Here is a 20,847-nt window from a genome sequence, read left to right on the forward strand (position 1 = left end):
TATGACGGCCACACCGGAGATGAATGCCGCGCGCTTTTTGCAGAAATCGGCGACCCGTTTCCCGGAGCGTCCAGCCATCAGCTACGGCACCGCCAGCTATAACTACCGCGAGTTTTACCGACGCGCCCGCAGTCTGGGCGGCGAGTTGCGTGCCCGCGGTCTCCGCCACGGTGACCGGGTCGCGTTCGCGTTGTACAACAGCCCCGCAGTGCTGGAAACCATATTCGGCTGCTTTGCAGCCGGATTGGTAGTCGTCCCGATGAACGCGCGCCTGCATGCCAAGGAGATGGGTTACATCGTCCGGACATCCGGGGCGCGGGTGCTCATCCACGGTGCAGAGTTCAGCGCCGAGATCGACCGCAACATCGACGACTTCGGATCACTGGATGGACGTTTCGAAGTTGGCGAGGCGGCCGCGGTGGAGCAGTCTGATGGCGCGATGGTGGAACCCTATGGCGCACTGCTGGATTCCCGGCATCCCTTAGATGAGCCTGTCGAGATCACCGGTGATGACGCCGCCTGGCTGTTCTACACCTCGGGCACCACCGGCCGGCCCAAGGGCGCGATATGGACCCACCGCACCATCCGGGTCGTCGTGATGAACTACCTCGCTGATGTGTACAACACCACCGAAGACGACGTGGTATTGCATGCCGCGCCGTTGTCGCACGGTAGCGGGATCGTCGCCTTGCCTGCGGTGGCGCGCGGGGCAACCAATGTCATCCTCGAAGCCACCAGCTTCTCACCCGAGAATCTCTTCGAAACCGTAGAACGGCAGCGTGTTTCGCAGATTGCGTTCTTGGCGCCGACCCAAATCGTGGCCCTCCTCGACAAGTACGAACCAGACCGCTTCGACCTGACCAGCCTACGTATGGTGTGCTACGGCGGCGCACCGATCTATGTGGAGCAGCTCAAGGCTGCGATATCGGCCTTCGGGCCGGTGTTTGCGCAAATCTACGGCCAAGGCGAAGCGCCGATCACCATCTCCGGCATGACCCGTGAGATGCATGCCCATTTCGCCGACACCGATGATCCGCGGCTGGGTTCGGCGGGGCCGGTCCGCACCGACGTCGAGGTTCGTATCGTCGACGCCGACGGAAACGCGCTGGCACCAGGCCAACTCGGCGAAATCGCGGCACGCGGTGATGTGGTGATGCGCGGATATTGGGCGGATCACGAGGCGACCGAGGCGACAATCCGCGACGGCTGGCTGCACACCGGCGACATCGGCACGTTGGACGAGCGCGGCTATCTCTACCTGCTGGACCGCACCAAGGACACCATCATCACGGGAGGCAACAACGTCTACCCGCGGGAGGTCGAAGAGATCTTGATCGCCCACCCCGGCGTCGCCCAGGTTGTGGTGTTCGGGATACCCGACGCCTATTGGGGTGAGGCGGTCCACGCCGTGGTGGTTCGTCACCCCGACAGCGAGGTGTCCGAACGCGAACTCATCGATTACTGTGCCAAGAGCTTGGCGGGCTACAAAAAGCCCAAAGCCGTTGAATTCGTTCACGCATTGCCGGTCAGCGGCTATGGCAAGGTGCTACGCCGACAGGTGCGGGAACGGTACTGGTCGGACCGCGACCGCAAAATCGGCGGAGGTTCCCGCCCCGAGCACGTATCGGTGACCTGACAATGAGCCGTGTCTACATCGCGGGCGCCGGCATGACGCCGTTTGTCAGCCGCGCGGAAACCGCAGTGCGGCAGCTGGCCCAGTCGGCGGCCTCGGCGGCGCTCGCTGACGCCGGTGTCACGGCGGCCGAGGTGCAGCGTGTCTATTTTGGCAACGCGGCCGACGGCCTGCTCACCGGCCAGGAGATGATCAGGGGACAGGTCGCGCTGCGCACGTCCACGCTGGCCGGCACCGCAGTGATCAATGTCGAAAACGCCTGTGCCTCGGGCAGCAGCGCTGTGCTTGCGGCCTTCGATGCCGTCAAGGCCGGTCGCTGCGATGTGGCGTTGGCGCTGGGTGTCGAGAAGCTGTCGAATGAGAACCGCCACCGCACTTTCGCAGCGATCCGTGGGGCCACCGACATCGGCGCACTGGATCCCGCCGATTCCCAGGCGGTGCTGACCAGCTCGGCGTTGCTCGATGTCTACGCTGAAGAGGCCCGCGATTACCTGCAGAACCACGACGCCACGGTGGCGGACTTCGCAGCCGTGGCAGTGAAGAACCGACAACACGCCGCTCTTAACCCGTTGGCCCAGTACCAAAAGCCGCAAAGTGTTGAGGACGTGCTCAACTCACGCATGATTGCGGACCCGTTGACGCTGCCGATGTGCTCACCCACCACCGACGGGGCTGCTGCGGTGGTGGTGGTGTCCGAGTCATTCCGCCACCGCGCGGGAGGACCGGCCTGTGAGATCAAGGCCATCGAGCTGACCGCGGGAACCGGCGCCGGCTCAGCACCGGTGGCCCGTGCCGCCCATGCCGCGTATAACTCGGCGGGACTCGGGCCCACCGATCTGGACGTCATTGAACTCCACGAGGCCGCAGCGCCCTCAGAGGTGCTGCAGTACGCCGAAATCGGGCTCTGCGCCGAAGGCGACGGTCACTATCTGATCCGTTGCGGCGCAACAGCACTCGGGGGAACTATCCCTGTCAATGTCAGCGGGGGACTACTTTCGCGCGGACACCCGTTGGCCGCTACCGGGTGCGCGCAGCTCGTCGAACTGTTCGACCAGCTCACCGGGCGTGCCGGTGACCGTCAGGTCAGCGGCGCCGCGATCGGTCTCGCGATCAATGCCGGCGGCTGGCTGGGCGGTACCTACGCGACCGCTGTCGCCACGATCTTGGCCACTGCCTGAAGGAGTTGATGGGGGACCCCATGGTCGAGCACTTGGAAACACTGTTCTACGAGCGCCTCGAAGGTGCGGTGGTAGTTGTCACCCTCAACCGGCCCGATCGAGGCAACGGTGTGGTTCCCGAGTTGGCGCGCGACCTGCTCGCCGTCTTGACTTTGCTTGAGGGCGACACGAGTGTCCGCGCAGTCGTCCTGACGGGGGCAGGTCGGCAGTTTTCAGCCGGCGCCGATCTGAAAGCGATGAAGGGCTATCTGGAGCAGCATCACAAGGTTGAGCACGAGCCCTACAACGCGCGTGTGTTGTTTCCCGTGACTCAACGTGTGGTGGCATCGCGGTTGCCGATCATCGCAGCGATCAACGGCGGGGCCACTGCGGGCGGTTTGGACCTGGCGCTGGCCTGCGACTTGAGAGTCTGTTCGACAGTGGCCAAGCTCGGTGAGACCTACATCAACCTCGGGCTTCCACCCGGCAACGGCGGCTCCTATTTTCTGCCGCGGCTGATCGGCTCGGGAATGGCCGCCGAACTTGCGCTGACCGGTGAAGTGATCGGGGCTACGAAAGCGTTGCAGATCGGGCTGGTGAACAAAGTCGTCGAGCCCGACGAGCTACTGCCCACCGCGGTCGGTCTGGCACGCACAATCGCCGCAAAATCCCGGCGCGCCGTCGAAGCGACAAAGCAAGCTTTGCGGTCATCGTGGCAAGTCGACCTGGCCACCTCGATGGTCCAATCCTTTTGGGCGGTAGCGGCGTTGCACTATGGACCAGACCTGGCCGAGGGGGTCGATGCATTCCTGGAAAAGCGTGATGCGCGGTTCAACGGGGATGCGCCGCCCACCGGTATGCCATGATGACGAGTGGTCGCCATGAATAAGCTCGAACTGACACCGGAAGTCGCCGCCACCCGGCAGGCAATCCTTGAGGCAGCCACCACATTGCTGGGGGAGCGCGACTACCCGGCGACCTCGATCCGCGATATTGCCCGCGCGGTTGACCTGCTGCCGGGCCGGATGTACGACTTCATTGAGAACAAAGAAGCCATCCTCTATGAGATAGTCGCGACCGGGATCAACCGCTTCGTCTCGATGGTCGACGCCATCGCCGATGATCGTCAGCCTCCGGACGCACAGTTGCGCCGCGCAATCATCGACCACGTGAAATTGGTATCTGAGAACCCGCGGGCGGTGCTCGTGGTCTTTCACCAATGGCGATATTTGGGTACCGAGAACCGGCGCCGCGTCATCGCGCTGCGCCACCGCTACGAACAGTTCTTTCGTGACACGGTGGAAGCCGGCATCGCAGACGGGTTGTTGCGCCAGGATCTCGATGTGCAGTACGCGGTCTTTTCCATCCTCGGTGCGCTCAACTGGGTCCCTGAATGGCTGACGCAACACGATCCACAGACGCAGAACTATGCTGAAAAACTTGCTGACGTGCTGCTGTCCGGCGTGCTAGTGCGTTAGGTATCGCAGATCAGACCGCGGTGTAGCCGCCATCAACCGCAATGGCCTGCCCGGTGATGAACGATGATTCGTCGGATGCCAAAAACAATGCCACTGTTGCGATCTCGTCAGCACCGGCGATCCGGCCCTGCGGGGTCGCACTTTTCACGCCCTGAATAAGGGCCTCCGGAAGGCTTTTCGACATACCGGTGTCGATCACGCCGGGCAGGATCACGTTGGCCCGAATACCTTGGGTGGCGTACTCCACTGCGGCGTTCTTGGTCAACATCACTACCCCGCCCTTGCTGGCACAGTACGCAGACATTTTTGGGAACGCGACATTGGCCGCGATGGAGGCGGTGCTGATGATCGATCCGCCACCACCTTTCAGCATGACCGGGATGCCGTACCGCATGCCCAGAAACGGCCCGGTAAGGTTCACCGCGAGGACTTGGTCCCAGTCCTCGAGCGCGTAATCTCCGGTTAGCGCCAGCTTGCCGTCGATGCCGGCATTGTTGAACAGGACGTCAAGCTTGCCGAACGTTGTCACGGCCGTCTCGACCATCGTCTCTACATCGGCAGCTTTCGAAACGTCGGTCTGTACGCTGATAGCGTTGTCGCCCAGGTATTTCGCGAGTCTGTCCTGTTCGCCGGAGATGTCCGCGAGCACGACCTTGGCGCCCTCGCGGTAGAACAGCTCCGCAGTGGCGGCACCCATTCCCGACCCAGCGCCGGTGATGATCGCGACCTTGCCATCCAATCTTCCAGGCATTCCCGCACTCCCTTGTCCAAGAACAATCGTTTGTTATATAGGACGCTAGTCGGACCCGGAAAGCATGTCAACGAGTCGCGCAACTGCAATCGTGGCCCCGCGTCCAGCCCACTCAGACGCACGGCATGTTCAGGTGAGGTGTGGCACTGGGGCAGGCGCGCAAGCGATTTCATCGAACTTCGGCGAATGTCTTACTCATCATGGGCGCGGTACGGTACGATTCCAAAAACAGATGATTGTTTTTCAAGCGAGTGAATCGCGAAGCTCAGAGAGGAGCGCCGGATGACCCAGCCGGATATCCAACCCAATGACCACGTCGCCGCGGGTGAGGCACTCAAGGGCCGGTACGGGCGCGACATGTTCAACGATTTCGACATCGACGACCCGATGTTCAATGAGCACTTCTTCGACATTCTCGATGAGATGGTGACCAAATGCCCGGTCGTGCGTAGCAACGTCGGGGCGGGATATTGGATGGTCACCCGACAGGAGGATGTCCGCCGCGTCGGTCAGGATTGGCGCACGTTCTCCAGTGCGAAGGGCTACCAGCCGAACAGGCCGGAGGGCTTGCCGTACCTGATGCCCGAGGAGTCTGACCCGCCCAAGCACACTCGTTGGCGCACCACACTGAACCCGTATATGAGCCCCAAGGCCGTGGCCAAGTATGAGGACCAAATCCGTAGTGACGCCAACATTTTGATCGACCGCTTCATCGACAACGGCGAATGTGAATTCGTCGGTGACTTCGGGTCGAAGCTGCCCGGTTGGGCCTTCTTCAAAAACGTGTTGGGTGTGCCCATCGACGACCTCGATATGCTGGTGACCGGCGTGGAAAACGGGACATTCGCCCCACCGGAGGAGCGCGCGGGCCATTTCGCGGAGGTCTTTGACTACCTCGGAAAGTATCTGGCGTTGCGCAAGGATGAGCCGCCGCGCGGCGATCTGGTCGATGTCATCGCCGCGGGGGTCGAATACGAAGACGGCCAACTTGCGCCCTGGGACGACCGCGTCAGCATCTTGGTTGACCTGACCTTTGGTGGCATCGCGACCACCACCTATGTGATGGCTGGTGCAATCCTCCACCTTGCAACCCATCAGTCCGATCGCGAGGCGCTCGTTGACAATCCGGAGCTGATCGCCGGCGCCGTCGAGGAGTTCGTCCGGGTGTTTCCGCCGGTGGTCGCGCTCGGGCGCACCTGCACCAAGGATGTCGAGGTAGCCGGAACCCAGATGAAAGAGGGCGACTTCGTTCTGCTCGGTTACGGTTCGGCCTCACGCGATCCACGTGTGGTTGACGACCCCACCACAATCAATATCATGCGGGATACTGTGCTGCACAGCGCTTTTGGGGTGGGCCAGCACCGGTGCATCGGCTCTAACCTGGCCCGGCTTGAACTACGGGCCACATTTGAAGAATGGCTGCGACGAATCCCTGACTTCGGCGTCAAGCCCGGCACCGCGCCAACCTACGAAACCGGCATTTTGCGCACGATGAAAGACCTACACCTGGTTTTCTGAAGCGCCTCAGAGAGATTGGTGAATCGGCATGAAGGTAGAGGTCAACGAACAGTGCTCGGGACATGGGCGCTGCTACATCCTGGCCCCCGAGGTCTATCGATTAGACGACGACGGCTACAACGCCGACCGCGGTCAGATCATCGACGTCACCCCCGGTCACGAGGATGCAGCTGAGCTCGGCATCCACAATTGCCCCGAGGCGGCAATCAAAGCCGTTGATTGATGCGCGCATGTCGCCGGTTCGCACTCAGAACGGCTGCAACGCATTCCAAGGGGATCTGGTCAGCAAACAAAAAGCCGTGCGGGTGACGTCATTTCACGCCCGTCGGGTCGGGGCCGTCGTGCATCCGGACCACAAACATCGTCCAGTTCGACTTCAAGACGAAGATCGCGCTGAACTCCCAGCGGCCCTTTGAAGACACTTTCACGGCAACGCTGAACTAGGGCGCACCTCGGACGTTAGCGAGCGGTGCGTCGTCGCGGCTGCGTCGACAGGGGTATCACCACACGCCACCAACCCCTCTCGGGGCATGGCCACACTGCCTGATATGGCGTCCCGGCGCGTCGGATGCGAATTGAGCAGAGCAACGACGCATGCCGTACGGGAATCGGCGATGGCCAGCGAAGCCTGGCGGACGGGCGCCGCAAAACGCCTCGCGTGACCTGAACCACAGCCGCCCCTTGACGGGCCCTCAGTCACACGTTAATGTCGTGGAAACAAGTGATTGTTTTTCGAGAGGCAGCGCTCCCGGGCGTACTCAACGCGTCGTCCAAGTAGTCAGCGCACGTCCGATCGGATTGTCATCCGTCGACAGACGGGCTGTTTTCGAACAAAAGGAGCACAGCGTGAATGCCGTTGCGGCCACCGCGCCTGTTAGGTCTGATGCCGACTACGCCGAAGAGACCAGTATGAGCCGAATTGCTCAACTGGCTGTCGCATGGTCGGGACCTACGATGATCGTTCTATTCATTATCGGCAGCACGATTCTGGCGGGATATCTTCCACCGCAATGGCATCCAGGCGATGGAGCGGCCAAGGTGGCCGAGATCTACAGCACTCACTTGACCCGGATCCGGATCGGACTGGTGTTCACCGTGATCGCTTACTCACTAATGATGGTGTGGGGGGTAAGCAACGCAGCGCAGACCCGCAGGCTCGAGGGTAAGTTCCCTGCGCTGACCTACCTGCAGCTCGTGTGCATGGCCGCCGGTACCGCACAAATCGTCGTAAACACCGGCATGTGGGCGACTGCGGCCTTCCGGCCCGGTGAGGTCTCTCCAGAGATTACTCAGCTCGCCAACGACATGGGATTTATCATCCTGCTGGGCACCTGGCCACCCTTCACCATCTGGTCAATCGCGTTGGGAGCACAGATCCTACTGAACAAGAGTTCTCTCGAGGTCTACCCGCGCTGGGCCGGCTATGTCAGCATCTGGTGTGGCCTGCTCTACATCCCCGGCGGGACAGTCTGGTTCTTCAAAAGCGGCCCGTTCGGCTGGACCGGCGCGATTTGCATGTATGTGCCGTTCGTCTTCTTCGGCATCTGGATCCTTACCTTCACGGTATTGACGATCAAAAACGTCCGGCGCGGGGACGTGGACCGGCAAGAGCTGGCACCTGCGGCGTGACCGCCACACGTCCTGCGAACGCATCAAGTCCTTCGGTGGCCCCGGGCGCGTCATTGCCGCACGCCCGGGGCCGCGTTCCAGGCGAAGTCGGTGTCTGGATCCTCATCCTGGGCGACATGCTCGTGTTCGCCTGGTTCTTCATCGTTTTCATGCACCAACGTGCACGACACGCCGAGGCGTTCAACGCGGCCCACAAGAGCCTGAACCTGACCTTCGGCGTGCTCAACACAATGCTGCTATTGACCGGATCGTGGTTTGTCGTGATGGCCGTCCATGCGTTGCGGGTGAACAATCAGCGACTTGGTAAGGGGCTCATAAAGATTGCGATTGCCTGCGGCTTGGGCTTTGTAGTCAACAAGGTCTTGGAGTACCACGATAGGATCGCCGCCGGGCACCCCCACGAGCAGGCTGACTTCTTCATGTACTACTTCGTGCTGACCGGAATTCACCTGGTGCATCTGTTGATCGGCTTGGCGGTTTTGACTCTCATGCTGCGAGTGGCCGGCAAGCCGGTGTTGGGCCCACGGCAATTCAGAACATTGGAGTCCGGCGCAAGCTTCTGGCATCTGGTCGACCTGCTGTGGCTTGTGCTGTTCGCGTTGTTCTACCTGGTATCCGGTTGAGGGGATTAAGGTGACGGCTAACAACACTGGTGCGTTGACCCGCCTTGTCCGCTTGCCGGCGTTCCTGCCGTGGGCGCTGTTGGTAGTGCTGACGGGGGTTTCCTGGTGGCTGGGGGACGGACACGGCCCCGCTCGATTCGCCACCGTTGCAGTGCTTCTCGTCGCGTTCTTCAAAGTCGGCACCGTAGGTGCCCACTTCATGGAGCTACGCAAAGCGCCGCTGGCACTCGAGTTGATCTTCAACGCCTGGTGTGTACTTGTATGCGCCGTGCTGATCGTCTTATATCTCGGTTCGTAACCCGAGCGAGGTGAGAGATAGTCCGCACCATAAGCGAGCAGCGAATCTGGAGTGTTGGTCCACGGTTTGACAGTCGAGTACACAGTGACCGAAAGGATCACGATGACGCACGAAGAGATCGAAGCTGCGGTCCAACAGCTGCTAGACCGCCAGGCCATCCACGACTGCCTGATGAACTACTCGCGTGGCGTTGACCGCCTCGACCGCGAGTTGCTGCTCTCGACCTATCACGAGGACGCCATCGACGACCACGGAATGTTTGTGGGCACCCGGGAGGAGTTCGCCGACTGGGTGATCACGATGCACAGGGACACCCACCTCATGCACCAGCACGCGCTGTTCAACCACAGCTGTGACCTCGACGGCGACGTGGCTCACACCGAGACGTATTACATGTTCGCCGCGATGAATCGGGTTGGCCCGCCATTCGTTATGAGCGGAGGCCGATATCTGGATCGCTTCGAGAAGCGATCGGGTCACTGGGCCATCGCGGCCCGATTATGTGTGCGGGACTGGGCACCCCTAGCCGATCGACCCGACATCAACGATCCGTCAACGATGACCGCGATCCGTGACACGCTGCCGACGGCCGTGCGCCAGTTTATGGCCAGCCAGCTGCCGACCGCCCGCGACCGCAACGACCCGTCCTATATCCGTCCACTCATGATCGATTCAAAGCGGATCGCCCAAGGCAAGGAGCTGCGACTAAACGCAGATCGTCGTTGACCCCCGTCCGCCACGCTCGGGAGGAGTTGTCGAGCCTTCCCCGCCCCGGCGCCAGCGAAACGCCACGGCAGGCTGGCGACACGGTGTCCCGACGAGCGACGTAGCCAGAAGCTGGTCGCAACTTCGCTGCCATCGCGGCTCGCCGACGTCCTGAACAGTCAAGAGTTCTAGCAGGTCAAGGCCGGTCTTCGCCCTCGCCAGGAAGCTTCGCCCGCTGCCGCGGCCATTTGCCGCGCTGTCGACGGCCATTCGCCCCGACTTTCTTGGCGATTCGGGATTTTTGCGACTCGCGATCCTATTTACTGTGACCCAACTCACTTGGAGGGCCGCCGGCAACGCGGTTGGTGGGCCCAGACCGGTGGACGGGGGTGGGGTATGAAGTGGCTGGCGGCATGGTGGCGGCAGGCCGACCATTTCGACTGGCTGACAGGGTACTTGCAAGCACACGGGTTGGGGGTAAACACCCGCAGGCTCATGGCCGGCGTGGCTGCTTCGTTGGTCCTGGTGCCGGCCAACGTGTGGTTCGGTCCGGAATTTGTGTATCGGCCTGTGGCGCTGACGTATTCCGTGTTGGCCGCCGTGATCGGCGTGTGCATGGCGATGCTCTGGTTGCGCAGGTGGCCGACACGGCGCCAGTCCCTTTTCTTCATCCTGACGGGCAGCGTGATTATCGCCATCGGGTGCTTGTGGCAACCCGAGCCGCTGGTCGCGCTGATGGCATGCTCGGCCCTGGCGGTTCCCGGCGGCTACATCGCTTTTTTCCACACCGCCAATTACATGACCCTCAACTTTTGGCTGGCCAGCACAATTGCGGTCTGGCAAGCAGCTCGTCTGGCCGCTGCGGGGCAAGTAGTCCTAGCGCTTTCCGGGTCCTTCCTGGTCCTCGAACTCAACCTTGTAGTCCCGTTGGCCATCCAGATCGTCGTGCGCGCACTGGGGCTGGATTTGCTGCGCGCCAACTGCGACCCGTTGACCGGCCTGCTGAATCGGCGCGCTTGCGATCGGGCCATCGTCGGCCGGATGCTCGTCGGCTCCAACAGGATGTTCTTGGTGGTGGCCATCCTCGATCTGGACAGCTTTAAAAAGCTCAACGACACCCACGGACATGCCGCCGGCGATCAAGCGCTCGTCGCGGTAGCGGGTGCCTTGAACGTTGCCTGCGGCGACACCGCTGTCGTCGGTCGCGTCGGCGGCGAGGAATTCTTGGTCGCAGACATCGTGACCGCCGAACAGAAGTCCGGGTGGGGTCGGCACCTCTGCGATGCGGTAGCCGCGACGAGCGCGCCGGTCACCGCGAGCGTCGGAATCGCCACCCTGGCGTTGCGCAATGTCGGCTCCGAACATGCCCACCCCGCGTATCGCCGGTTGGTCGCCGACGCGGACAAAGCGATGTATGAAGCTAAACGGTGCGGGGGCAACCAGACTCGCCACCGCGAGGTCGCGGTCTGAGCAGAGGGTTTCCCGCTCAGTTTTCGGGGGACGGTTGGAAATCCCAACCCGGCGAGGCATTCCAGCCGGGATCCGATTGCGAGCTCCACCCCGGATTCGTTGGGGGCTGTACACCCGGATCAGGTACGGGATTCCAGCCCGGATCCGAGGGGTCGTCCGCGGCGAATTGACCGGCGCCGAATTGGGCAGCGGCCGGCTCCGACGGGCCAGCGTTGAGAAGCGCGAGCGTGGCAACGGTTGCGGCGCCGGCGAATAGCACTTGCATCGCGAGGATTTGTCGACGATGACGGACGGTCGATGATTGCATTCATTAATTTGGCGCTGCGCCGCTAGTCGCAGGCTGGGCCATTGCTATCGATCAGGTGTGAGTGCGCAACCCGGATCAACGACGAAATCGCCGGGCGACCAGCTTGGTGAATTCGACCGTCGACCGGCGCACGGATTCGAACTCCAGTGACACCAACAACGTGTCCACCATCGCGAACGGCAGTGTGGTCGCCACGGCCCCGCGGCCGTACTCGATGTGCCATGAGCCGGGGTGAATGGTCAGGCCCCGGGCGCGGCCCCGCTCGAGGCAGGTGTGTTCACCGGGCATCAGCGTCATGGCTGTCGTATCGTCGCTCTCGAGATCGTAGGAGTCGATGCGCCCGGCCAACAGGAACTTGTGGATGTCCACATGCTTGTAGCGGCCCGAAAAGCCTTGAGTGCCAGTGGGAGAACCGAAGATCACGATGTACTCGCGGGGGCTGAAGTAGAGAAAGCGGACCTTGCCGAGGATCCCGCCGGCCTTACTGCCCACCCATCGGCCCGGCGTCGGATCGACCAGGCCGGGGTATTCGTCGGCGAGCAATTCGACGGCCCGCGTGATCAATTCGCCATCCTCGAGCGGCAGGCCGACGACTTGTTTGGCGATGTTGTGCAGCGCATCCGGATCGATTTTGTACGGCATCAGCACGTCCCTTCACACACCGAGCACCCGCCGCGAAACTAGCAGCGCTCGGCCGCCACGACCAGAGCTGACTGGGTATGGTTCGACGATGACGCCGGGCCGCGCAGCACAAGAGCGCCCGGACGCGTCCGACGCGAAAGCCGATGACGCCGCCCGGGGCCGTCCGCGCGACATGCAGCGTCGCGCGGCCGTCATCGCCGCCACCCGGGAACTGTTGATCGCCAGCGGCTACGAGGAGATCACGCTGGCCGGCGTCGCCCGCCATGCCGGGGTGTCGCGCCCCTTCGTCTACGAACACTGGGGCAGCAAGTTCGCGCTGGTCGAGGACGCCATCTTTTCCGTCCCCGGTGAATACCCCGCGATCGACGAACTTCCCTTCGCCGACGCGCTGACCAGCCTGATCACCGGCATGGTCCGAGTCCAATCGGATCCCGCCTACCTGGCCGGCATGCCGGGAGTCGCGACCGTGCTCTACAGCCGGCCCGACCTGGTCGAACAGGTCGAAGCGCGGTACATGGCCCCGATCCGGGCGCTGTGGGTCCGACTGATCGAACGCGGAAAAACCGAGGGCCTGGTGCGGTCCGAGGTCGACGGGAGCGCGCTGATGGACACCGTGCGTGGCGCGGTCACGCTGCACACCTCGGTGAACAAGGCGCTCGGCGAGGCCGAACTGATCGCGCATCTGAGGTCGTTGATCATCCACGGGATCACGGTCGGAACGACCATCGAGGATTTTCCTTACATTGTGTAAGGTGATGGCGCCAATGACTTCGCTGCACGCGCAATTCGACCTCACCGGGCGCACCGCCGTCGTCACCGGCGGCACGCGCGGCATCGGGCTGGCCATTGCCGAGGGGTTGGTCGAGTGCGGGGCCAATGTGGTTGTCGCCAGCCGAAAGGCCGATGCGTGTGCCGCGGCGGCCGACAAGCTGCAGGCGCTGGGCGGCGGTCGGGCCGTCGGCGTCCCCACGCACCTGGGGGACCTGGAGGCCATCGATCGTCTCGTCGACGCGACCGTCGCGGAGTTCGGCGGGATCGACATGGTGGTCAACAACGCCGCCAATGCCTTGTCGCTGCCGCTGGGCGAGTTCACCGCCGAAGCGTGGTCGAAGTCGTTCTCGGTCAACCTCCAAGGTCCCGTCTTCCTGATCCAGTCGGCGTTGCCGCACCTGCGCAAGAGTGAGCACGCGTCGATCCTCAACGTCGTCTCCGCCGGCGCCTTCATTTATTCACCGGCGGTGTCGATGTACTCCGCGGCCAAGGCCGCGATGGTCTCGTTCACCCGCTCCATGGCCGCGGCGTTCGCAGCGCAAGGCATTCGCGTCAATGCCCTGGCGCCCGGCTCGGTCGACACCGACATGGCGCGGGCCAACCCGCCGGAGTTCATCGAGGTGATGAAGGCAGCCGCGCTGCTCAAGCGGATCGCCGACCCTGCCGAAATGGTGCCTCCCGCGCTGTTGTTGCTTTCTGACGCAGGCAGTTTCATCACGGGGCAGACCATCATCGCCGACGGTGGAATGGTCGCCAGGTAGGAATGGCAATCATGACCGGCGCAGACGGCGCAACGCGCGAAGCCAACAAGCAAACACTCCGGCGGGCGATGGACGGCATCGGCGCGCTCGACCTCGACGCCGTCGTCGCCGAGCTCCATGACGGTGTTCGGTTCGAATTACCTTACGAGGAAGCGGTTCCCGACTCCGGCATGGACGGCATCCGCACCCTGCTCGGTTCGATGTTCGGCATGTTCGGAAAATTCACGATCACACTCACCGACATCTACGACCTGCTCGACCCGAACATGTTGGTGGCGCGCTACCGCGGCGACGCGCTGGGTCGTGACAAGCCCGTCGTGTACCGAAACGACTACATCGGCGTGTTCGAGTTCCGCGACGGCAAGATCACGCTGTGGCGGGAGTTCGACAACCCCATGGTGTCGGCCGCAATGGTCGCCGGGTTCGCCGCGGACGGGGCAAGCGCGTGAGCACCGATACGGCGATCACCGTCGAGCGGTTAGACGACGGTGCGATCGCGATCCTGACGATCAATCGTCCGCAGCGCCGAAATGCCTTGGACTCACAGACTCTCGTCGAACTGCATCGCCTGCTGGACACGTTGAACGGTGATCCCGCGCTGCGCGCGATCGTGGTGACGGGCCAAGGCGTCTCGTTCTGCGCGGGCGCCGACCTGAGGTCGCAGCCGGACGATCTCTGCGACAGCGCGGGTGTCCCGTACGCCGAGCTGCGCTCCGCGGCCACCTCGACCGTCGCTGTCACGATGGCCGCGCAGGAGCTCATGGCGTCGGCCTTCGAGAAGATCCACCGGCTGCGGGTCCCGGTGATCGCCGCGGTCAACGGATTCGCGTTGGGCGGTGGCTTCGCGCTGGCGTTGGCCTGTGACATCCGGTACGCGGTCGAATCGGCAACGTTCGGTGCGGTTTTCATCCGGCACGGGGTGTCGGCGTGCGACATGGGCACCAGCTACTTTCTGCCGCGTCTGGTCGGAGCGTCGCGGGCCGCCGAGCTGATGCTCACCGGACGGGTTTTCGGCGCGGCCGAAGCGGTCGCCATCGGATTGGTCCTCGAGGTCCTCGACGCGGCGAGCCTGCTCGACACCGCGGTCGCGAAAGCCCGTGAGATAGCCCAGAACTCGCCCTTGGCGGTCTGGATGACCAAGGAAACGATGTGGCAGACCGTCGACTCGCCGAGTCTGCGTCACGCGCTCGACATCGAAAACCGGACACAGGTGATGTGTACGGGCACGGGGGATCTGGCCAACTCGTTCGCCGCCTTTCGCGACGAAGGGTCCGCTCGATGGAACCCACTGTGACTCGGAAAGGTAACTGAGTATGGCGAATGCCCTGTGTGAGCGCCTCGGTATCGAGTTCCCGCTGTTCGCGTTCTCGCACTGTCGCGACGTCGTCGCCGAGGTCAGCAAGGCCGGGGGATACGGCGTGCTGGGGGCGCTGGCCTACAACGCCGAGCGCCTCGAGGTCGAGCTGTCCTGGATCGACGAGCACGTCGGTGGCAAGCCCTACGGCGTGGATTTCGCAATGCCGGAGAAGTTCGTCGGCAAGGGTGAGCCCTACAGCCTCGATGCGCTGCGTGAGCTCATCCCGGCCAGTCACACCGAACACATGGAGGAAGTGCTCGCTAACCACGGTGTGCCGCCGCTGCCGGAGGACGCCGAGCGGCGGGTGATCGCGGCCGGTCTCGGCGTCGAGGCGGAAGGGCCCGGCCAGGTGGAGGTCGCGCTTCGTCACCCGGTGTCGATGGTCGTCAACGCGCTGGGCCCGCCACCGGCGTACGCCGTCGAGGCCGCACACGAAAAGGGCGTCCTGGTAGGTGCATTGAGTGGCTCGCCGCGCCATGCCCGGCGCAACGTCGACGCCGGCGTGGACGTGATCATCGCCCAGGGCGGCGAGGCCGGCGGACACACCGGCGAGATCTCCACGATGGTGCTGGTGCCCGCGGTCGTCGACGAGGTCGGACCCGACATCCCCGTGCTGGCTGCGGGGGGCATCGGGAACGGTCGACAGATGGCGGCCGCGATGGCTCTGGGGGCGCAGGGCGCTTGGACTGGATCGCTGTGGCTGACGGTCGCCGAGGCGTCGACCGAACCGTGGGTCGTCGAGAACCTCTTGAAGGCCGGGTACTCCGACACGGTGCGGTCGCGCGCGATGACCGGCAAGCCGGCCAGGCAGATCCGCACCGAATGGACCGAGGCCTGGGACGGCCCCGACAACCCGGAACCTTTGCCAATGCCGTTGCAAGGCATCATCTATGCCGATGCTTCCGCACGGTTCATGCGGGCGCGGTCGAGCGCGTTGTCGGGCTCTCCGGCGGGGCAGATCGTCGGGTCGATCAACAAGGTGCGGCGCTCGCGGGAGGTCGTTCTCGACATCGTCGAGGAATGGCTGACCACCGTGCGGCGACTGGCGGAAGACGACTGAGGAGGAAACGCTGTGGTCACCACCAACAACGACGTACGGGACATCGACACCGGCGTACCCATGACGCGCTTTGCCCGCGGCTGGCACTGCATCGGCCTGGCCGAAGACTTCCGCGACGGAAAGCCGCACGCCATCAACGCATTCGGCACGCGCCTGGTGGCTTTCGCCGACTCGGAGGGCGAGGTGCACGTCCTCGACGCGTACTGCCGGCACATGGGGGGTGACCTGTCCCAGGGGACTGTCAAGGGTGATTCGGTGGCATGCCCGTTTCACGACTGGCGCTGGCAGGGGTCGACCGGGCGCTGCTCGCTGGTGCCCTATGCCAAGCGCACTCCCCGACTGGCGCGGACGCGGCGCTGGCCCACCGGAGAGGTCAACGGCCAACTGCTCGTCTGGCACGATCCCGAGGGATCGACGCCCGCCCCCGAGCTCTTCCCGCCGACGATCGACGGTTACGCCGAAGGACAGTGGTCGCCGTGGTCGTGGAACTCCATCCTGATCGAGGGGTCACACTGCCGCGAGATCGTCGACAACAACGTCGATATGGCGCACTTCTTCTACATCCACCACGCGTACCCGACGTTCTTCAAGAACATCATCGAAGGCCACACCGCGACGCAGATCATGGAGTCAAAGGCCCGCCCCGATACCACGAAGAATTACGACAAGCTCTGGGAAGGAACGAAGCTTCGTTCCGAGGCAACGTATTTCGGCCCCGCCTACATGATCAACTGGCTGCATAACGACGTGGCACCGGACTTCACGATCGAAGTGGCGCTGATCAACTGCCACTATCCGGTCACCCACGACTCGTTCGTGCTGCAGTGGGGCGTGGCGGTCCAGGAACTGGCCGGCCTGCCGGCGGACAAGGCGGCCAAGCTCGCCGCCGCGATGAGCCGATCGTTCGGCGAGGGCTTCCTCGAAGACGTCGAGATCTGGAAGCACAAGACACGCATCGAAAACCCGTTGCTCACCGAGGAGGACGGCGCGGTGTATCAGCACCGGCGCTGGTACGAACAGTTCTACGTCGACGCCGCCGACGTCACCGCGGAGATGACCGACCGCTTCGAAATCGAGATAGACACCAACCACGCCAACAGGTTTTGGCAACACGAGGTCGCCGAGAACCTCGCCGCGGCCGCCCAGTAGTAGCCCTGCGCTCCGATGCGGGAGGAAAGTTCTCCTGGCCATGTGCCGCGGTTCGCCGCATGCTGGATGGGGTGCATTCGAAGGGTGTCGCGGGGGTCGCAATCACGGGAGGAACTCGCGGCATCGGTCTCGCCGACGGCACTCAAAGTGCAGCGGTGGCATACCAATTAGGCGATCTCGAGGTATGGGACGCCGGACGGTTCGACGCGTTCCTGGTGCGCCCCGCCTGACGTCCGGAACGTTGAGGTCAAGCCATGCGGATACTGTTCAGCTGCGTACCCGGACACGGGCACCTCATACCGCTGTTACCTCTAGCCCGGGCCTTCAGGACGCGGGGACACCGCGTCGCAGTCATGGTTCCCCCTGCCTACGTTCCGGTTGTGTCGGCCGAAGATCTGGAAGTGTTGGTCGCGGGCGCGGACAATCCGTCCGTGATCGCGGAGGTCATCCGGCGCACCGGTGAAGATGTCAGGGGTGAGTGCACTCGTGAAGCGATACTCGAAGCGTTTACCACCGCCCGAATCGATATGTCGATCGACGACGCGCTGCCCGCGGCGCAAGCCTGGCGCCCGGACCTGGTAGTCCATGACCTGACGGACTACGTTGGGCCGTTTCTTGCCGCGGCCTGCGACGTTGAAAGGGTCTCCCACACCTTCGGCGCCGACGTATCCGCGGATATGGTCCAGGACGCCGAGGTACGCGCTGCCGCCGATTACCTGGCGCGCGGTGTGCGATGGCGACCGTCCCGGTGGGTCGTCGATATCTGCCCGGCTGATCTGCAGGTGCATGGATGGCGGGCGCCGCCGGGATGGCTACCCATGCGGCCCGAGGCGCATCGGTCGCCCAGCACCTCGCAACCCGGGAATCCAAAGCCCTTGGCGCGCAGGCCCGGGGTCCTGGTGACGTTCGGCACCGTGTACAGCGATCCCGGCGTGCTCAGTCCCATTATCCGGGCATTGTCACAGCACGACCTTTCGTTGCGAGTCACGCTCGGCCTGAACGCATCACCGTGCGAATTCGCGGTCGACAGTGAATTCGTCAGCTTCGAAGAGTTCCTCCCATACCGTGAACTCCTTGAGGGCGTGGACGTCGTGGTGTCGCATGGCGGCGCCGGCACTAATCTTGGTGCGCTTACCCGCGGTCTTCCGCTGGTGCTCGCGCCCCGGGGCGCCGATCAGGCTGGTCAAGCCGAGCGAGTCGCGGCGGCGGGCGCCGGGATCTGCATTCCGCACGACGCGTTCAGTCCAGATCGAATTGTCCTGGCGGTCAACGAAATTATGCGAAATTCGAGCTATCGGGCGGCTGCCCGCAGGATTGCCAGGCAAATCGGCGACATGCCCTCAGCAGACGATGTCGCAGCATTGCTGGTCAACTAAAGGCTAAAGCCGCCAACGATATTGACCAGCTGCCGATCGTGGCTTATCGGGCTAGCCGAGCCCGGCGATCAGTCCCCGAGCCGCCTGCAATTCGGTGGGCCGATAGGGCCGACCATCGGGCAAAAGCAGGTCGTGGAACCACAGTTTCGGCGGCGCCGAGTACGGGTGATTCCAGGAGTCCCACGGATAGTAAGTCTGGGTCTTCCCGGCGACCAGACCCCAGTTGAACGCACCCACGTTGTGCCGCTTGGCAATCGGCAGGATCGTTTCGATGGTGCTGCCTTGAGACCGGGCCATGTACTCGGTGCACAGGATCGGCCGCCCCATCGGCGCCAGTTCGTTGATCTTCGATTCGAACTCGGCCGGTTTGCCGTAGTTGTGGAAGGTGATCACGTCGGCGTTGTCGAGTTGGATGGCGTTGATGGCGCTGCGGCTTCCCGGATCTCCCCAGGATCCTTGCCACACACCGCTTGTCAATGGCTGCGCGGGATCGACCGCACGTGCCCATCGGAACACCTGGGGAAGCAGGTCGGCGACTCGCTGCAGCTTGTCTGCGCGCTCGACTTTGCGGTACTCCTTGGCGGGATTGTCGGGTTCGTTCCATAGGTCCCAACCCAAAACCCGGTCGTCATTGCGGAATTGACTCAACACGCCGGTGACGTAGTCCTGCATGACCGGGACGTAGCGGGGGTCGCCGAGGCGTTCGGCACCCGGACTCTGCACCCAGCCGGAGTTGTGCACCCCCGGTACCGGCGCGTGCTGCGGGCCGGCCTTGGGGAGGGGGTCCCAGCAGGAGTCGAACAACACGAACAGCGGCTTAATGCCATGGCGCGAGGCGATTCCGACGAACTGGCCCAAACGGCTTTGGAAGCCCTGGCGGTCGGTGGCCCACAACTGATCGTGGAGGAAGACCCGCATTGTGTTGAACCCCAGTGTGCGGGCCAAGCCCAACTCGCCGTCGATGCGTTGGGCGTCAAACGTTCCCGGCTGAAACATCTCCAGCTGATTGATGGCGGTCGACGGGATGTAGTTCGCGCCGACAAGCCAGCCCTGCGCGCGATACCAGGCGTTGGCGCGTTCGATCGACCACCGGGTCGCTTCAGCAGAAGCCCGCGGCATATGGGTCAATGCCGCGCCAGCTGCCAGCACGAGTGGCAACTTCATGGCCGTTCGGCGGTTCACGAAGTGACACTAGATTTCCCTTGTCGCGCAGGAGGTTCGACGCGCCGATCGCAATGATTTGTGGTTAGGAATTGTGACCTGATCGTGATCTGGTGCTAGCGAAGCTTGCGGCCGTGGTCGTCCTTCACGCTGCCGGTGAACATCATGATCGCGTCGACGATGGCCCAGATGGCGCTGCCGATCAAGAGCGGCGATGCGATGAAGCAGAAGAGGGTCAAGACGAGTCCCACGAGGCCGAGTATCAGCTGCGCGACCGCGATCTGCGTCGAGTCGATGTAGAAGCGGCCGACGCCGAACACGCCAAAGAAAAGCTGCAACAGCCCCGCGGTGGTGCCGGACTTGTCCGACAGCGGAACACCCGTGGCGGGATCGCGCCCGAACGGTGCTTGGGGATCAACCGGCGTCCCCGGATACCCGGCATAGCCGGGATATGGCTGCGCGGGCGAATAGCCGGGAGGCGGGTAGCCGGATTGCGGTGGGGGATAGCCGGGGGGCGGGTAGCCGGGCAGCGGAGGGGGGTAGCCGGGTTGCGGAGGGTATGCCGGATACCCCGACGGCGGCGGCATCGGCGGCCCCGGGGGCGGCACGTAGCCGGGTGGCTGCCAACCCTCGGGCGGCGGCCCGGCGGGGAATCCGGGTGGGTTCGGCGTCGACATTGCCCCGAGTTAACCCTGCCGGGGGGCGGTGCGTCCATTCGCCGTGGACATTGCGCGGCCGCACGCGGGCGACCACCTCGGATCACCCTACTCGTGTAGACACAAACAATTGCCTATTGCTACTATCGCATCCGATATTGTTTTGCTGACCCGGGAGTGCGCCGATGCGCTGGTCGACATCGCCCGCATCTACGCCGAAACCGACGGAGCCGCGGCCCGCCGCTTGAATGAGTTCCGCCCTCCGGGCGGTTACCGGCTCGCCGGATAGGCGCATCAGCGCGGCAAATTCGCTGGGCATAGTCGGTGATGTCTCTTCTAACTTTG

General features: G+C 63.5%; 24 protein-coding genes. 20 read left to right on the forward strand and 4 right to left on the reverse strand.

The features are described from left to right. Position 1: 1 nt before the first annotated feature. Genes G6N55_RS18660 through G6N55_RS18675 form a run of 4 tightly spaced genes read left to right on the forward strand, consistent with a single transcriptional unit; the run spans position 2 to position 4,268 of the window. Positions 2-1,636 carry a class I adenylate-forming enzyme family protein gene (locus tag G6N55_RS18660; protein ID WP_197747363.1) on the forward strand — a complete coding sequence of 545 codons (1,635 nt, stop codon included), beginning with the start codon at positions 2-4 and terminating at the stop codon, positions 1,634-1,636. A 2-nt stretch (positions 1,637-1,638) separates the two neighbouring features. Beyond that, the gene (locus G6N55_RS18665) at positions 1,639-2,811 is read left to right on the forward strand and encodes a thiolase family protein (RefSeq protein WP_085222104.1); all 1,173 of its coding nucleotides are present in this window, start codon (positions 1,639-1,641) and stop codon (positions 2,809-2,811) included. Between the two features lie 20 nt (positions 2,812-2,831). Continuing rightward, complete coding sequence (locus G6N55_RS18670; protein WP_085222105.1) at positions 2,832-3,656, forward strand: enoyl-CoA hydratase/isomerase family protein; 825 nt, start codon at positions 2,832-2,834, stop codon at positions 3,654-3,656. A gap of 15 nt (positions 3,657-3,671) precedes the next feature. Beyond that, a complete protein-coding gene (locus G6N55_RS18675) occupies positions 3,672-4,268 on the forward strand; it encodes a TetR/AcrR family transcriptional regulator (RefSeq protein ID WP_085222106.1) in 597 nt (198 codons plus the stop codon). 10 nt (positions 4,269-4,278) lie between these two features. Here the strand turns inward: G6N55_RS18675 and G6N55_RS18680 are convergent, their stop codons facing one another. Next, entirely contained in the window at positions 4,279-5,007 is a 729-nt protein-coding gene (locus G6N55_RS18680) for an SDR family NAD(P)-dependent oxidoreductase (protein WP_232078785.1), read from the reverse strand. A 294-nt stretch (positions 5,008-5,301) separates the two neighbouring features. Between G6N55_RS18680 and G6N55_RS18685 the strand changes: the two genes are divergently transcribed. The 7 genes from G6N55_RS18685 (at position 5,302) to G6N55_RS18715 (ending at position 11,262) form a co-directional block, all read left to right on the forward strand. Beyond that, entirely contained in the window at positions 5,302-6,537 is a 1,236-nt protein-coding gene (locus G6N55_RS18685; protein ID WP_085222108.1) for a cytochrome P450, read from the forward strand. A gap of 28 nt (positions 6,538-6,565) precedes the next feature. Next, positions 6,566-6,760, forward strand: a complete 195-nt coding sequence (locus tag G6N55_RS18690; RefSeq protein WP_085222109.1) for a ferredoxin — start codon at positions 6,566-6,568, stop codon at positions 6,758-6,760. Between the two features lie 623 nt (positions 6,761-7,383). Then, entirely contained in the window at positions 7,384-8,166 is a 783-nt protein-coding gene (locus G6N55_RS18695) for a hypothetical protein (RefSeq protein ID WP_139826833.1), read from the forward strand. Positions 8,167-8,201: 35 nt separating this feature from the next. Beyond that, positions 8,202-8,789, forward strand: coding sequence for a cytochrome c oxidase subunit 3 (locus G6N55_RS18700; RefSeq protein WP_197747364.1), 588 nt, complete (start codon positions 8,202-8,204; stop codon positions 8,787-8,789). Between the two features lie 10 nt (positions 8,790-8,799). After that, positions 8,800-9,087, forward strand: coding sequence for a cytochrome C oxidase subunit IV family protein (locus G6N55_RS18705; RefSeq protein ID WP_163667400.1), 288 nt, complete (start codon positions 8,800-8,802; stop codon positions 9,085-9,087). 102 nt (positions 9,088-9,189) lie between these two features. Continuing rightward, positions 9,190-9,813: a nuclear transport factor 2 family protein gene (locus tag G6N55_RS18710; protein WP_085222133.1), complete on the forward strand. Its 624-nt coding sequence runs from the start codon at positions 9,190-9,192 to the stop codon at positions 9,811-9,813. A gap of 375 nt (positions 9,814-10,188) precedes the next feature. Continuing rightward, a complete protein-coding gene (locus G6N55_RS18715) occupies positions 10,189-11,262 on the forward strand; it encodes a GGDEF domain-containing protein (protein WP_085222112.1) in 1,074 nt (357 codons plus the stop codon). Positions 11,263-11,644: 382 nt separating this feature from the next. Here the strand turns inward: G6N55_RS18715 and G6N55_RS18720 are convergent, their stop codons facing one another. Further along, positions 11,645-12,211, reverse strand: coding sequence for an isomerase (locus G6N55_RS18720; protein WP_036471893.1), 567 nt, complete (start codon positions 12,209-12,211; stop codon positions 11,645-11,647). An 88-nt stretch (positions 12,212-12,299) separates the two neighbouring features. Here G6N55_RS18720 and G6N55_RS18725 point away from each other — a divergent pair, with 88 nt between their 5' ends. From G6N55_RS18725 to G6N55_RS18760, 8 genes are read left to right on the forward strand one after another with little or no spacing between them, the layout of a single operon-like run. Then, on the forward strand, positions 12,300-12,962 hold the full coding sequence (locus G6N55_RS18725) for a TetR/AcrR family transcriptional regulator (protein ID WP_163667404.1): 663 nt from the start codon (positions 12,300-12,302) through the stop codon (positions 12,960-12,962). Positions 12,963-12,975: 13 nt separating this feature from the next. Then, a complete protein-coding gene (locus G6N55_RS18730; RefSeq protein WP_085222115.1) occupies positions 12,976-13,743 on the forward strand; it encodes an SDR family NAD(P)-dependent oxidoreductase in 768 nt (255 codons plus the stop codon). An 11-nt stretch (positions 13,744-13,754) separates the two neighbouring features. Beyond that, positions 13,755-14,192 carry a nuclear transport factor 2 family protein gene (locus tag G6N55_RS18735; RefSeq protein ID WP_163667408.1) on the forward strand — a complete coding sequence of 146 codons (438 nt, stop codon included), beginning with the start codon at positions 13,755-13,757 and terminating at the stop codon, positions 14,190-14,192. Next, positions 14,189-15,037, forward strand: a complete 849-nt coding sequence (locus tag G6N55_RS18740) for an enoyl-CoA hydratase/isomerase family protein (protein WP_232078786.1) — start codon at positions 14,189-14,191, stop codon at positions 15,035-15,037. Before G6N55_RS18735 ends, G6N55_RS18740 begins: the two co-directional genes overlap by 4 nt. A 19-nt stretch (positions 15,038-15,056) precedes the next feature. After that, positions 15,057-16,160: a nitronate monooxygenase gene (locus tag G6N55_RS18745; protein WP_085222117.1), complete on the forward strand. Its 1,104-nt coding sequence runs from the start codon at positions 15,057-15,059 to the stop codon at positions 16,158-16,160. Between the two features lie 60 nt (positions 16,161-16,220). Then, positions 16,221-17,309 (forward strand): Rieske 2Fe-2S domain-containing protein, encoded by a 1,089-nt coding sequence (locus tag G6N55_RS18750; RefSeq protein ID WP_085222135.1) that lies wholly within the window; start codon positions 16,221-16,223, stop codon positions 17,307-17,309. Positions 17,310-17,368: 59 nt separating this feature from the next. Then, complete coding sequence (locus G6N55_RS18755; RefSeq protein ID WP_163667411.1) at positions 17,369-17,539, forward strand: hypothetical protein; 171 nt, start codon at positions 17,369-17,371, stop codon at positions 17,537-17,539. Between the two features lie 24 nt (positions 17,540-17,563). Next, positions 17,564-18,685, forward strand: coding sequence for a glycosyltransferase (locus tag G6N55_RS18760; protein ID WP_085222118.1), 1,122 nt, complete (start codon positions 17,564-17,566; stop codon positions 18,683-18,685). Positions 18,686-18,736: 51 nt separating this feature from the next. On the opposite strand, the gene G6N55_RS18765 is transcribed toward G6N55_RS18760, so the two are convergent. Together G6N55_RS18765 and G6N55_RS18770 are read right to left on the reverse strand one after the other, a co-directional pair. Then, the gene (locus G6N55_RS18765; RefSeq protein ID WP_085222119.1) at positions 18,737-19,867 is read right to left on the reverse strand and encodes a cellulase family glycosylhydrolase; all 1,131 of its coding nucleotides are present in this window, start codon (positions 19,865-19,867) and stop codon (positions 18,737-18,739) included. 95 nt (positions 19,868-19,962) lie between these two features. Next, positions 19,963-20,523, reverse strand: coding sequence for an NINE protein (locus G6N55_RS18770; RefSeq protein WP_163667417.1), 561 nt, complete (start codon positions 20,521-20,523; stop codon positions 19,963-19,965). A 142-nt stretch (positions 20,524-20,665) separates the two neighbouring features. Here G6N55_RS18770 and G6N55_RS30180 point away from each other — a divergent pair, with 142 nt between their 5' ends. After that, a complete protein-coding gene (locus G6N55_RS30180) occupies positions 20,666-20,791 on the forward strand; it encodes a hypothetical protein (RefSeq protein ID WP_269473988.1) in 126 nt (41 codons plus the stop codon). Positions 20,792-20,847: the final 56 nt, after the last annotated feature.

Source organism: Mycobacterium florentinum (assembly GCF_010730355.1).
Lineage (GTDB): Bacteria > Actinomycetota > Actinomycetes > Mycobacteriales > Mycobacteriaceae > Mycobacterium > Mycobacterium florentinum.

Bases quoted from the DNA above. Each gene is read 5' to 3' on its own strand.
- G6N55_RS18725 (WP_163667404.1), top strand. From the start codon at position 12,300: ATGACGCCGGGCCGCGCAGCACAAGAGCGCCCGGACGCGTCCGACGCG.
- G6N55_RS18715 (WP_085222112.1), top strand. From the start codon at position 10,189: ATGAAGTGGCTGGCGGCATGGTGGCGGCAGGCCGACCATTTCGACTGG.
- G6N55_RS18665 (WP_085222104.1), top strand. From the start codon at position 1,639: ATGAGCCGTGTCTACATCGCGGGCGCCGGCATGACGCCGTTTGTCAGC.
- G6N55_RS18750 (WP_085222135.1), top strand. From the start codon at position 16,221: ATGACGCGCTTTGCCCGCGGCTGGCACTGCATCGGCCTGGCCGAAGAC.
- G6N55_RS18770 (WP_163667417.1), bottom strand. From the start codon at position 20,523: ATGTCGACGCCGAACCCACCCGGATTCCCCGCCGGGCCGCCGCCCGAG.
- G6N55_RS18660 (WP_197747363.1), top strand. From the start codon at position 2: ATGACGGCCACACCGGAGATGAATGCCGCGCGCTTTTTGCAGAAATCG.
- G6N55_RS18735 (WP_163667408.1), top strand. From the start codon at position 13,755: ATGACCGGCGCAGACGGCGCAACGCGCGAAGCCAACAAGCAAACACTC.
- G6N55_RS18730 (WP_085222115.1), top strand. From the start codon at position 12,976: ATGACTTCGCTGCACGCGCAATTCGACCTCACCGGGCGCACCGCCGTC.
- G6N55_RS18675 (WP_085222106.1), top strand. From the start codon at position 3,672: ATGAATAAGCTCGAACTGACACCGGAAGTCGCCGCCACCCGGCAGGCA.
- G6N55_RS18670 (WP_085222105.1), top strand. From the start codon at position 2,832: ATGGTCGAGCACTTGGAAACACTGTTCTACGAGCGCCTCGAAGGTGCG.
- G6N55_RS18760 (WP_085222118.1), top strand. From the start codon at position 17,564: ATGCGGATACTGTTCAGCTGCGTACCCGGACACGGGCACCTCATACCG.
- G6N55_RS18710 (WP_085222133.1), top strand. From the start codon at position 9,190: ATGACGCACGAAGAGATCGAAGCTGCGGTCCAACAGCTGCTAGACCGC.
- G6N55_RS18720 (WP_036471893.1), bottom strand. From the start codon at position 12,211: ATGCCGTACAAAATCGATCCGGATGCGCTGCACAACATCGCCAAACAA.
- G6N55_RS18690 (WP_085222109.1), top strand. From the start codon at position 6,566: ATGAAGGTAGAGGTCAACGAACAGTGCTCGGGACATGGGCGCTGCTAC.
- G6N55_RS18685 (WP_085222108.1), top strand. From the start codon at position 5,302: ATGACCCAGCCGGATATCCAACCCAATGACCACGTCGCCGCGGGTGAG.
- G6N55_RS18745 (WP_085222117.1), top strand. From the start codon at position 15,057: ATGGCGAATGCCCTGTGTGAGCGCCTCGGTATCGAGTTCCCGCTGTTC.
- G6N55_RS18755 (WP_163667411.1), top strand. From the start codon at position 17,369: ATGCTGGATGGGGTGCATTCGAAGGGTGTCGCGGGGGTCGCAATCACG.